Here is a 12,116-nt window from a genome sequence, read left to right as displayed (position 1 = left end):
TCCGACCGGATGTTCCGCGCTGTTCATGATCGACGGGTGACTCATACTTCCACCTCGTCGCGGGCAGGCCCCAAGCATGCTACCCGCAGCGCCGCGACGATCGCGGCGGCCATCCGGGGCACCTCGGCCGCCTCCAGCGGGGCCCGGGAGATGGCCATCCGCCAGTAGACCGGCCCGACGATCAGGTCGACCGCGGCCCGCCGGTCGGTGTCCGGGGACAGCTCCCCGCGGTCCACCGCCCGGCCGATCAGGATCCGGCCGACGGCCTGCTGGTAGTCGTCCAGCGCGGCCTGGAGCTTCTCGGCGATCTGGGGGTTGCGCGCCGCCTCGGCCAGCAGGTCCGGGATGATCTGCGCGGCCAGTCGGTGACGCAACGCACGCGCCATCACGTGCAGCAGGATCTCCAGGTCGCCCAGGAGGCTCCCGGTGTCCAGCAGCGGGATGTTCCGCCCGGCCACCGCGGAGACCATGTCCAGCACCAGGTCGAGCTTGGAACGCCACCGTCGGTAGATCGCGGTCTTGCTCACGCCGGCCCGGCGGGCCACCGCCTCGATCGAGAGGCGACCGTAGCCGACCTGGGCCAACTCCTGCATCACGGCGGTGCGGATGGCGCTGGTGATCTCGCCGCGCAGCACCGCCGCGCCGGCCGGGGCACGCCTCTTCTCGGTCGTCACGTGGGACAATGTAGCGCAACGACGGTACGGTTGCGTCCCGACGTTCGGTGGACTACCTTCCATGCAGCAGCGAGGCGGCTCCTCCCCGCCCGGCCACGCTGGATGTCTTCACCGCACTGCTCCCCATCGGCACGAAAAGATCGGAGCGCCTGACCATGGCCAACACCGCGGTGGCCGACCCCGAATCCGGACTGACCCGGGCCCAACTGGCCGGGCGGTACGGACTGCGGGTCGCCGGCGAACGACCGCCGCTGGGCGAGTACGCCCGCCGGCTCTGGGCGTACCGGCACTTCATGACCGCGTACTCGCGGGCGAAGGTCGCGTCCTCGCTGAGCAACACCCAGCTCGGCCAACTCTGGCAGGTGCTGACCCCGCTGACCAACGCGGCGGTCTACTTCCTGATCTTCGGGCTGATCCTGGCCCAGCACCGGAACGTGAACAACTTCATCGCGTACCTGTGCACCGGTGTGTTCATCTTCATCTTCACCCAGACCGCGGCCACCAACGGCACCAGCGCCATCACCGGCAACCTGGGGCTGATCCGGGCGTTGCAGTTCCCGCGCGCCGCGCTGCCGATCACGGTCACCCTGGTGCAGCTCCAGCAGCTCCTCATGTCGATGGTGGTGCTGGCCGCGATCGTGCTGCTCACCGGCGAGCCGGTCACGTTCCGCTGGCTGCTGCTGCCCCCGATGCTGCTGCTTCAGACGATCTTCAACGTCGGGCTGAGCATGGTGATGGCCCGCCTCGGCTCCAAGGTCGCCGACCTCAAGCAGATCATGCCGTTCGTGATGCGCACCTGGCTGTACGCCTCCGGCGTGCTCTACCCGGTGGCGCTGCTGCGCGAGCACCTGCCCTCCTGGGCGGCCAGCATCCTGGAGTGGAACCCGCCGCTGGTCTTCATCGAGCTGGCCCGCTACGCGCTGCTCGACTCGCACCAGCCCAACATGGTGAGCTCCCCGCCGAAGCTCTGGGCGCTCGGCGTGTTCTGGGCGGTCGTCATGGGCGTCGGCGGATTCGTCTACTTCTGGCGCGGAGAGAAGGAGTACGGCCGTGGCTGAGCAGACGCTGCCGGTGAACGCCGGCACCGTGACCGACTCGGGCCGCGTCCCCACCGTGGTGGTGGACGACGTGCACGTGATCTACCGGATCCACAAGGGCGCGGCCGGCGGCACCACCCCGGTCTCCGCGCTCAAGCGGATCGTCTCCCGCACCAAGGCGCCGAACATCCGCGAGGTGCACGCCGTCAAGGGAGTGAGCTTCACCGCGTACGAGGGTGAGGCCATCGGCCTGATCGGCAGCAACGGCTCCGGCAAGTCGACTCTGCTGCGGGCCATCGCCGGCCTGCTCCCGCCGGCCCGGGGCGCGGTCTACACGCAGGGCCAGCCGTCCCTGCTCGGCGTGAACGCCGCGCTGCTCAACGACCTCTCCGGCGAGCGGAACGTGGTGCTCGGCTGCCTCGCCATGGGCATGCACCCGGACGAGGTCAAGCGCATCGCCCCGGAGATCATCGAGTTCTCCGGGATCAACGAGCGCGGCGACTTCGCCTCGCTGCCGATGCGCACCTACTCCTCCGGCATGGGCGCCCGGCTGCGCTTCGCGATCTCCTCGGCGAAGAAGCACGACGTGCTGCTCATCGACGAGGCGCTGGCCACCGGCGACCGCAAGTTCCGGGTCCGCAGCGAGCAGCGGGTCCGGGAGCTGCGCGACAGCGCCGGCACCGTGTTCCTGGTCAGCCACTCGATCGGCTCGATCCGGGACACCTGCGAGCGGACCATCTGGCTGGAGAGCGGCGTCCTGCGGATGGACGGCCCCACCCAGGAGGTCTGCGACGCCTACGAGAACCAGAAGTAACCCGCCGGAGCGCACCGACCCGGGATCGGTCCGGGCGGTGCGCTCCGCCGTTCGCGTTAAGGTTTCCGGACCCATCCCCTTCACCCAGAGTGAGGTACGGCAATGACGCAGGACCACACCACCGCACCGGACGCCGCGCCGGCGAGCCCGGCACCCTGGCGCCCCACGCGTACGGTGGCCGTGATCCTCGCCGGGGGCACCGGGACCCGCCTCGGTCTGGGCATCCCGAAGCAGCTCCTGAAGATCGCCGGCAAGCCGATCATCGAGCACACGCTTGCCGTCTTCGAGGCCGCGCCGGAGATCGACGAGATCATCGTGCTGATGGCCACCGGCCACGTGCCGGACGCCGAACGGATCGTCGCCGGCGCCGGCTTCCGGAAGGTCACCAAGGTGATCGAGGGCGGCGAGACGCGCAACGACACCACCCGGATCGCGCTCGACGCGGTCGGCGAGGGCGACGTCAACATCCTCTTCCACGACGCGGTCCGCCCGCTGGTCAGCGCGCGGATCGTGCGCGAGTGCGTGAACGCGCTCTGGAGCTACTCGGCGGTCGACGTGGCCATCCCGTCCGCCGACACGATCGTCCAGGTCGACGCGGACGACTGCATCACCGACATCCCGGTCCGGTCCCGGCTGCGCCGGGGCCAGACCCCGCAGGCGTTCCGCTCCGGCACCATCCGGGAGGCGTACCGGCGGGCCGAGGGCGACCCCGACTTCGCCGCCACCGACGACTGCGGTGTGGTGCTGCGCTACCTGCCCGGCACGCCGATCAAGGTGATCGACGGCTCGGACGAGAACATCAAGGTCACCCACCCGGTCGACGTGCACCTGGCCGACAAGCTGTTCCAGCTCGCCGCCGCCCAGGCGCCCCGGCTCAGCCACCGCGGCTACGCCGAGGAGCTGACCGGCCGGACCATCGTGGTCTTCGGCGGCAGCTACGGCATCGGGCACGACCTCACCGAACTGGCCCGCGGCTACGGCGCCCAGGTCTTCCCGTTCAGCCGGTCCAGCACCGGCACCCACGTGGAGCGCGCCGAGGACGTGGCCGCCGCGCTGAAGACCGCCTTCGAGGCGACCGGCCGGATCGACCACGTGGTGGTCACCGCCGGCATCCTGGAGAAGGGCGCGCTCGCCGAGATGGACGACGAGACGATGGACCGGCTCCTGCACGTCAACTTCGTCGGCCCGGTCACCATCGCGCGCCAGTCGCTGCCGTACCTCCAGCAGACCAAGGGGCAGCTGCTGCTCTACACGTCCAGCTCCTACACCAGGGGCCGGGCCCGGTACGCGCTCTACTCGGCCACCAAGGCCGCGCTGGTCAACCTCACCCAGGCGCTCGCCGACGAGTGGGCGGAGTTCGGCGTACGGGTCAACTGCGTCAACCCGGAACGCACCGCCACCCCGATGCGGACCAAGGCGTTCGGCGAGGAGCCGGAGCACACGCTGCTCGCCTCCGAGGCGGTCGCCCAGGCATCCCTGGACGTGCTGATCTCCGAACTGACCGGTCAGGTGGTCGACGTCCGCCGGGCTCCCGGCGAACCGGTGGCGGACGTGCCGGCGCAGCCCGGCGCGCACCGGTCCGAGCTGTCCACCCGCGCCTGATCCGAGGGACGTGCAGATGCGTGGTGACCTGGTCCGGAAGCTGCTCGCCCGGGTACTGACCAGCGGGCTGGCGGTGCTGGCGTTCCTCGTCGTGGCGCTCACCGGCGCCACCGGCGCCGGCCTGGCGTTGGCGGTCGCCGCGCTGGCCGCCGCCGCCTGGGAGCGCCGGGTCCGGCCCAGCGCCGACGGGCTCGTCGAGACGGTGCTGGTGGCCGCCGGGATCCTGGTCGGCTACGCCCGCCGCGCCGACGACGGGTTCGATCCGGCGCTGGCCGCCACCGCGCTGGTCCTGCTCGGCCTGGTGCTGCTGGTCGGCCCGCTGCGGCAGGCCGGCGCGCTGGAGATCCGGGCAGCGAACCTGCCGGTCCGCTCCTGGACGCCGCTGGTCACCGCCCGGCTCGGCGACGCCCTGCTGGCGCTGCTCGCCCTGGTGGCGCTCGCCGCCGCGTGGCCGCTGCCGGCCTGGCTGCCGCTGGCCGCCACGCTGCTGGTCGGCGCCGGTTGTGCCGCGATCGCGTTCGACCTCGCCCGGCGCCGGTTCCGGCCGCCGGCCGGGGGCGGTCCGGTCGGCCGGGCGTTGCGTCGGCAACAGCCGGAGTTCGTGCTGCACTTCTCCGCCCCGCCCGGGTCGGAGTATCAGGTCACCATGTGGCTGCCCTACCTGGAACGGATCGGCCGGCCGTTCCTGGTGGTGGTGCGTGAGCCCGAGTTCCTGTCCACCGTGGCCGCCGCCACCCGCGCACCGGTGGTCCTCTGCCCCACCCTGAAGGCGCTCGACGAGGCGCTGGTGCCCAGCCTGCGGGCGGCGTTCTACGTCAACCACGGCGCGAAGAACGCCCACGTGATCCGGTTCCACCAGCTCACCCACGTGCAGTTGCACCACGGCGACAGCGACAAGGCGCCCAGCGCCAACCCGGTGTCGGCGATCTTCGACAAGATCTTCGTGGCCGGCCAGGCCGCGATCGACAGGTACGCCCGCGCCGGCGTGGAGATCCCCGCCGAGAAGTTCGTCGTGGTCGGCCGCCCCCAGGTCGAGGCCATCGAGGTACGCGGGGAGCCGAGGCCGGCGTCGGCGCACCCGACCGTCCTCTACACCCCGACCTGGACCGGGCACCACGCCGACGCCAACTACTGTTCGCTGCCGGTGGCCGAGACGCTGATCCGCCGACTGATCGACCGGGGCGCGGCGGTGATCCTGCGCGCCCACCCGTACACCGACCGGAACCCGGCCTCGGCGCGACAGCTCGCCCGGCTCACCGAACTGCTCGCCGCCGACAGGGCGAAGACCGGCCGGCCGCACCTGTGGGGCGCGGCGGCGGCCCGGGAGCTGACGCTCACCGAGTGCGTCAACCGCGCCGACGCGCTGGTCTCCGACGTCTCCGGGGTCATCTCCGACTGGCTCTACTCCGGCAAGCCCTACGCGGTCACCGACACCGGCGCCGACGGCGCGCACTTCGTCGAGCGGTTCCCACTCGCGGCCACCGGCTACGTGTTGCGCCGCGACATGTCCAACGTGGACGACGTGCTCACCGCGCTGCTCGACACCGACCCGAAGGCTGCCGAGCGCTGGACGGCCCGGACCCGCTACCTGGGCGACTTCCCCGCCGACGGCTACGCCGAGGCGTTCCTCTCCGCCGCCCGCCGCGAGCTGGAACCGGACTGGGCCGTCCCGGCGCCGCGTCCGGCCTAGAGATAGGGGTCGAGCAGGGCGAGCACCGCCGCCGGGTCCTCGACGTGGGCGTGGTGGCCCAACCCGGGCAGGGTGGCCACCGGCACGCCGAACGCCTTGAGCTGGGCGTCCGTCACCATCGGATCCGTCTCGCCGCGCGCCAGCAGCACCGGCGCGTCGGCGGCGGCCAACAGGGCGGGCATGTCGGGCTCACCCACCGCGAACGCGGCCGGATCCATGGCCAGCCGCCACCGTCCACCGCCCCGCTCGTCGCCGCCGGGGTGGCTCCGGTGCCCGCGGCCGTCCTCCCGCCGCAGCCCCGCGTCGACCACCGGGTGGTCGGGGGCGAACAGGCCGGCGAGCCCGGAGACCCGCAGGTAGCGGCGGGCCGCCTCGTCACGGGTGGCGAACCAGGTCACCGGCCGGGCCGCCAACTCGTCCGCCTTGGCCAGCTCGGCCGGTGACCAGACCACCTTGATGCCCAGCCCGACCACCGCGTCGACCGGCAGGCCCCGCTGCCGTGCGGCGAGCGCCAGCGCCACCACACCACCGAGCGAGTGCCCGAGCAGCACCAGTCGGTCGTGCGGGCCGAGCCGGAGCGCGTCGAGCCCGTCCGCCACGCGCCGCGCCAGGGCCGCGAACGAGTACCCGGCGCCCGGCAACGGCGGTGACCAGCCGTGGCCGGCCAGGTCGGGGGCGAGCCAACGTCCCTGCCAGCGACGCTCCAGCAGCGGCGCCCAGGGCAACCACACCTCGCCGGTGGCGCCCATGCCGTGCAGGAGCACCAGGTGGCGGGTCGCCGTCGCATCGCCCATACGCCGCAGTCTGCCACCGCACGGACACCCCGCGCGAGACCACGCACGGCCGGTGCCGCCCCGGGTCGAATGGAACGCGGTGACCGTCCTCGGAACCGGGAGACACCACCGCGTCGTTCCAGAAGCTGGGCGCGGAGCGGTGTCGACGCGTCGGGCACGCCGGGCGGTGCTTGCGCCCGCAGCGCTACGAACTTGAGGGCGTGGACGGGTCGCCGTCCTGACCCGTCCACGCCATCAGGTTTGCAGGCTCCGGAGCACTGACTGTCCGCCAGCCAACGGCCGGGTGGGGCGGCGAGTGGAACGCGGTGGACGTCTGGGCGCGCGTGAGACATCCGTAGCGTTCCAGTGCCGGGCGTGCCTCAGTGGGTGCGTTGTCCGGTTTCGGGGTGGTGGGCGGCACGCTCGCGGCGGAATCGTCGACGGGGTGGCGGCGTTGTATCCCGGTGCACGGCCGAGGAAGGCAAGCGGCCCCCGCCGCCGGCCCCGCCCGGGAATGACGGTGGGTCCCCGGTCGTTGCACACACTTCCGGCGCCGCGATTGAGGCCCCCGCCCCGCGAGCAGCCAGAACTTGTCTTGTGCGCCTGACGGTGCCCGCACCCCCCGGGTGCGTTGACCCCCGAATGGAGCCCCCCGTGAACACGATGCTGCGTAAGAGTGTGCTGGGTATTGCTGGTCTGGCTTTCACCGGTGGTGTGTTCGCCGGTCCGATCGCCGGTCACGTCGAGTCCGCGCACGCCGCTACCGCCGGCAAGCCGGTCACGGTGGCGAGCGTGCAGGGTGAGCAGTCCACGATCAACCTGAACGACGAGCAGACGGCCAACGTCAAGGCGATCATCGCGGCGACGAAGAAGGCCGGGCTGCCGGAGCGGGCCGCGGTCATCTCGATCGCCACCGCGTTGCAGGAGTCGAAGCTGGAGAACCTGGGTCACCTCGGTGACCGCAACGACCACGACTCGCTGGGTCTGTTCCAGCAGCGCCCCTCCTCTGGTTGGGGCACCCCGGAGCAGATCACCGACCCCGAATACTCCACGCTCGCGTTCCTGAAGGGGTTGAAGCAGGTCGACGGCTGGCAGGACATGCCGCTGACCAAGGCCGCCCAGACCGTGCAGGTGTCGGCCTACCCGGACGCGTACGCGCAGTGGGAGAAGCAGGCCACCGACCTCGTCAACCAGCACTGGAACAGCTGAGACACCACGAAGGCCGGCACCCCGAACCGGGGTGCCGGCCTTCGACGCGTACGGTCAGGCGGAGTAGCCGCGCGTGGCCATCCAGTTCGCCAGGTCGATGGTGCTGACCCAGTACGCCGGCAGCGACGGGTCCGCCGAGTCGGCGATCCGTACGGTCCGGCCGTCGTTCTGGTAGCCGACCACGGCGATGTAGTGGCCGCCCGGGAACGAGTGCCAGCCGCCGTTGGTGTCGGTGGCGTCCCCGACGACGTTCGAGACCACCGCCCGGCCGTTGCGGACCGCGTTGACCACGTCGGCCTGGAGCCGGTCGATCTGCTCCTTGGTGGCCGCGCCAGGAATCATGCGGGTCCGGTACGGGTCGCCCTTGACCTGCTGGTTGAGCACCCGGGTGGTGTCCTCGGCCGAGTTGGTGCCCATCTCGGTGGTACCGAGCGCGACGGCGAGCGTGTCCTGGCTGCGCTCGATGCCGGTGGCGCTGAGCGCGTTCCGCACCGCGGCCGGGCCGCAGTAGTAGTAGGTGGTCTGCGCCTGGTAGTCGTAGTCGAGCACCTTGCTCGACGGCGGCTTCGGCGTGGCCTTGCGGGTGGTGTCCGGGTCGGCGACCTTCGCCGACGGCGAGGCCGTGGGCGAGGCGCTGGGCGAGCGGCGGGGGGAGGCGCTCGGCGAGGCGCTGGGCGACGCGCTCGGCGACGGGACGGCGATGCGCGCCTCGCTGCGGCTGGCGGTGTCGCCGAGGCGGGAGCCGAGTTCCGCCACCGCGGCGGTGTTCTCCTGCCGGGTCGGCGCGTCGTCGGTGGCGGTCAGCGCGGCGCCGGTGCCGCCGGCCAGCACGAGGGCCGCCGCCGAACCGGCGATGATCTGGTACGGACGCTCGGTCGCGAGGCGACGCAGGTGGCGCTTCAGGTGGTACTTCACGGGTTTCCTCCACGGGGGTGGGCGGCACGCGCCGACCCCGCGCGTGGAGGAACTCACACGCGCTGGCGGGCGGGACGGCCGCGGGAAGTCGCCCGGATGCCGGGCGGGACGGGGTCGGAAGCGCGTCGCGTCAGGCGAGCGCCGGCACCCCGGGGCCGTGGAGGCGGGGAGACGTTCGGGGGGTGGTGGGCACGGGATGGAACTCCTTCCGTGGCCGCCGACCGGGTTAGCTGACGGATTCGGGCGGGAAGTACGCCCTACCGCGGCCGTGGGCTCGCGGATTCACCCCGGTGTTGCGTTGGGTCCCCGGTTCGTATGCACGATTAGGCGGGTCGGCGCGGCGTCGCCATCTGCGATCGGGAACCGCACCGGACGCGCCGACACTACCGGCGGGTACACGCCCTGCCAAGCGCCCTCACCTGCGTAAACGTCCTCTACGACTACGGATTCGGAACAGCCGGTCACCGACCTCCCTCAATGGGACGAGCGGCCAGCTCGGCGCCGTGCGGCAGGAAGCGGACATCCGGACGGCGGAGAACCGGGCAACGGGCGCAGCAGGGGCCATCGATCCGGCCGGTCGCCGGCGGACACCTCCGGTGACCGGCCTCACCGGTTCCGGGTAACGATTCGGTCGACGTGCTCCCCGGGGGCGCTCAGCCGACGCGGGCCGGACGCCACCGGGCCCCCCGCACCGCCGACGGGACCGGAACGCGGCTCGCCGTCGGGACGCGGGACGTGGGCACCGGCCGCAGCGCCGTGGCAGCCGCGTACGCCTCGGCGGCGAGCGTGCGGGCCGCCTCGGCGGCCAGTTCGGCGTCCCGCCACGCCAGGCGTTCCCGCTCGGCGGCCGTCTCCCAGCCGGCCCGCCGACCGTCGCGGACGGTTCGGGCCAGCACGATCTCCTGCTCGGCCGGGTGCCGGCGCGGGTCCCACCCGTTGCGGTGGGCGAGCACGTCGGCGAGCTGGCGGGCGGTCAGCTCCCCCCGCCAGTGCGCGGTCATGGCGGCGTGGTGCAGCCAGCGCTCGCGCGCCGCGTACTCGGCGGGGGTGCGGGGGGTGTGCGGGGCGGGCAGCGCGCCGGCGCCGGCCAGGCGGCGGGCGGCGGCGTCCGCCTCGTCGTAGGCCCTCCAGGCCCGTTCGGCCTCGCTCTGGGCAGCCAGCCACTGCTCGCGACGGCGACGGGCGGTCTGCGCGGCCCCGGCCGCGGCCACCGCCACCTCGTCGGCGTAGCGGGCCAGGTCGGCGCGGTGGAGCGCCTCCGCGTCGACCGGTTCGGGTGCCGGCTCCTCCGCGCCGTCGCGTTCCGGTCGCGCGACCAGCACGGCGAGCAGGACGAGGGCGAGCACGGTCAGCGCCGACCAGATGGCGGCGGCCTCGGGGACGGCGGTGAGGAAATTGAGAAGAACGGTCTGCGACATGGTCGGCACCTCACGGAAGACAGTGGCGGGTAACTCCGCACGGCCGGTCGGGGGCGGGGCGCGGCCGGAGTTCGGGCGCCGCCGGGCCGCCGAGGGGCGGTGCGGGGTGAGGTTCGGTGGGCGCGGTCACGGGCCGGGCCCGTGGCGGGTCAGCGGGCGGGCGTGGACCTCGGCGGGTCAGCGGGCGGGCGGGGCCCGCGGACCGGACGGAGCCGGCGGCTGGCCGACCGGGAACGGGTGCCGCCCGGTCGGGGGCGGGACATCGCCCACCGGCTGCGGCTCGGGAACGCCGACGTGGCTCCGCTGCCGATCGACGGCGGGGACGCCCTGCCGGTCGGCGACGGCGTCGCCCTGCCGCTCGGCGACGGTGACGTCCCGCCGGTCGGCGACGGTGTCGCCCCGCCGGTCGGCGACGGTGTCGCCCCGCCGGTCGGTGGCGGAGCCGGCCGGTCGGTCGGCGACACGGCTGGCCGGTCGGTCGGCGTCGGCGGCCCGCAACCCGGCGACCGGGCCAGCCGCCGCGGGTGCGATCGGGGACACGCCGGTCGGCAGCGTGGCGGCACCCAGCGAACAGGCGACGACCACGGCCAGGCTGGCCAGCGTCCGGGCGACCCAGCGCGCCACCCACCACACGGGACAGGTGAGCGCGATCGGAGCCACGGGAACAAATTACCGCCGATCCGGGCACAGCGCATCGTCGCCCGGCGTGTCGCGACGCCGTTGACCAGGGTGGACCGCTCAGTCCGGCCGGCGCCGCCCGGCGTACTCGATCGACGGGTCCGGCTCCCCGGCGGACGCCGCGCCGGTGTCGTCGACGGCCGCTCGCGGTGCGGGCACGCCCGGTGCCGGCGCGGCGGCGGCCGGACCGCAGCGGGCCCGGCGCGACGGGCCGAGGCGGCGCATCATCGGCTCCTCCACCCAGCGGTGCAGCACGGCGGCGAGCGCCAGGGTGAGCAGCAGGAAGCCGAGCACCGCGAGCGGGCCCCGCCACCCGGGCAGCCCGGTCCCCCAGTCCCCGGTGAGCCGCAGCACGGTCACCATGACCAGCACGTGGACCAGGTAGAACGCGAACGACACCTCACCGAGCCAGAGCATCGGCCGGGACCGCCACGGGGTCCGCCGACCCCGCACGTCGGCGCCCGCCGCCGCGGTGATGACCAAGAGGTACGCGACGGCGAGCAGCGCCGCCCAGAACTCGGCCCGGATCCACAGCGCGGCGACCACCCAGGTGGCGACGAAGGCCAGGCTGGCGGTGGTCAGCCCGGGTCCCCGCCAGCGGTGGCGGCGCATCAGCTCGGCCGCCGCCGCCCCCATCCAGAACTCGAACGAGCGGGTGACCGGGAAGATCTGCGTGAACCACCACCGCTGCTCCTCGGGCACCAGGTGCTGGCCCGGCCAGAGCGCCAGAATGAGCAGCGGCGCGGCGACCAGCACGGCCCGGAGCACGCCGGTACGCGCCCGGCGCAGCCACGGCACCACCAGCGGCAGGCACAGGTAGAAGGCCAGCTCGCAGGAGAGCGACCAGCTCACGTTGTTGATGCTGTAGAAGTAGCCGTTGAGCGGGATCCACGCCTGGACCAGGAACAGGTTCCCGATCGCGGCCCACGGCAGCACCGGGTCGGCGAACCAGGCCGCCACGGCCAGGGCCGCCAGGAACGTCACCACGTGGTTCGGGTAGATCTTGGCCGCCCGGCGGCGCAGGAACGTCCACCCCGACTCGCCGTCCCGGTACGACCAGACGAGCACGAAGCCACTGAGGATGAAGAAGAACTCGACGCCGGAGAGGCCGAGGCTGAAGACCTTGCCCATCACCGCCTGCCACTGCGGCTCCGCGATGATCCGCATGGTGCCCGCGTGGAAGCCGAAGACCAGCAGGGCTCCCATCCAGCGCAGCCCGGTCAGCGACGGCAGACGCGGAGCACGGGTGGTGGTCGGGGCGCTGGTCATCCCGGGCACCTTACCGGGTGGCCGGGGGCGGATTCCG

The 12,116-nt window shown here is 73.2% G+C and carries 11 protein-coding genes and 1 riboswitch; of the genes, 5 read left to right on the top strand and 6 right to left on the bottom strand.

From position 1 onward, the window contains the following. Window positions 1-41: 41 nt before the first annotated feature. On the bottom strand, window positions 42-674 hold the full coding sequence (locus ACIA6B_RS03930) for a TetR/AcrR family transcriptional regulator (RefSeq protein ID WP_396770710.1): 633 nt from the start codon (window positions 672-674) through the stop codon (window positions 42-44). 155 nt (window positions 675-829) lie between these two features. On the opposite strand from ACIA6B_RS03930, the gene ACIA6B_RS03925 reads away from it, so the two are divergent. From ACIA6B_RS03925 to ACIA6B_RS03910, 4 genes are all read left to right on the top strand, one after another. After that, entirely contained in the window at window positions 830-1,732 is a 903-nt protein-coding gene (locus tag ACIA6B_RS03925) for an ABC transporter permease (protein ID WP_107156657.1), read from the top strand. Next, window positions 1,725-2,525, top strand: a complete 801-nt coding sequence (locus ACIA6B_RS03920; RefSeq protein WP_343442376.1) for an ABC transporter ATP-binding protein — start codon at window positions 1,725-1,727, stop codon at window positions 2,523-2,525. Before ACIA6B_RS03925 ends, ACIA6B_RS03920 begins: the two co-directional genes overlap by 8 nt. A gap of 102 nt (window positions 2,526-2,627) precedes the next feature. Further along, a complete protein-coding gene (locus tag ACIA6B_RS03915; RefSeq protein WP_281934709.1) occupies window positions 2,628-4,127 on the top strand; it encodes a bifunctional cytidylyltransferase/SDR family oxidoreductase in 1,500 nt (499 codons plus the stop codon). Window positions 4,128-4,143: 16 nt separating this feature from the next. Next, window positions 4,144-5,817, top strand: a complete 1,674-nt coding sequence (locus ACIA6B_RS03910) for a CDP-glycerol glycerophosphotransferase family protein (RefSeq protein WP_396770707.1) — start codon at window positions 4,144-4,146, stop codon at window positions 5,815-5,817. On the opposite strand, the gene ACIA6B_RS03905 is transcribed toward ACIA6B_RS03910, so the two are convergent. Continuing rightward, window positions 5,814-6,611 (bottom strand): alpha/beta fold hydrolase, encoded by a 798-nt coding sequence (locus ACIA6B_RS03905; RefSeq protein ID WP_396770705.1) that lies wholly within the window; start codon window positions 6,609-6,611, stop codon window positions 5,814-5,816. The genes ACIA6B_RS03910 and ACIA6B_RS03905 overlap by 4 nt on opposite strands. Before the next feature lie 633 nt (window positions 6,612-7,244). Here ACIA6B_RS03905 and ACIA6B_RS03900 point away from each other — a divergent pair. Further along, complete coding sequence (locus ACIA6B_RS03900; RefSeq protein WP_396770703.1) at window positions 7,245-7,799, top strand: hypothetical protein; 555 nt, start codon at window positions 7,245-7,247, stop codon at window positions 7,797-7,799. A 54-nt stretch (window positions 7,800-7,853) separates the two neighbouring features. Here ACIA6B_RS03900 and ACIA6B_RS03895 read toward each other — a convergent pair whose 3' ends face one another. From ACIA6B_RS03895 to ACIA6B_RS03880, 4 genes are all read right to left on the bottom strand, one after another. Beyond that, window positions 7,854-8,714, bottom strand: a complete 861-nt coding sequence (locus ACIA6B_RS03895; RefSeq protein WP_396770701.1) for a C39 family peptidase — start codon at window positions 8,712-8,714, stop codon at window positions 7,854-7,856. 200 nt (window positions 8,715-8,914) lie between these two features. Then, a riboswitch (cyclic di-AMP (ydaO/yuaA leader) is annotated at window positions 8,915-9,054 on the bottom strand. 313 nt (window positions 9,055-9,367) lie between these two features. Beyond that, on the bottom strand, window positions 9,368-10,132 hold the full coding sequence (locus ACIA6B_RS03890; protein ID WP_396770700.1) for a hypothetical protein: 765 nt from the start codon (window positions 10,130-10,132) through the stop codon (window positions 9,368-9,370). A 177-nt stretch (window positions 10,133-10,309) separates the two neighbouring features. After that, window positions 10,310-10,756, bottom strand: a complete 447-nt coding sequence (locus tag ACIA6B_RS03885; RefSeq protein ID WP_396770698.1) for a hypothetical protein — start codon at window positions 10,754-10,756, stop codon at window positions 10,310-10,312. A gap of 114 nt (window positions 10,757-10,870) precedes the next feature. Next, a complete protein-coding gene (locus ACIA6B_RS03880) occupies window positions 10,871-12,079 on the bottom strand; it encodes an acyltransferase family protein (RefSeq protein WP_396770696.1) in 1,209 nt (402 codons plus the stop codon). Window positions 12,080-12,116: the final 37 nt, after the last annotated feature.

The sequence above is a fragment of the Micromonospora sp. NPDC051141 genome, from assembly GCF_044455765.1.
In the GTDB taxonomy this organism is placed as follows: Bacteria; Actinomycetota; Actinomycetes; order Mycobacteriales; family Micromonosporaceae; genus Micromonospora.
This window is presented reverse-complemented; position numbering and strand designations above follow the sequence as displayed.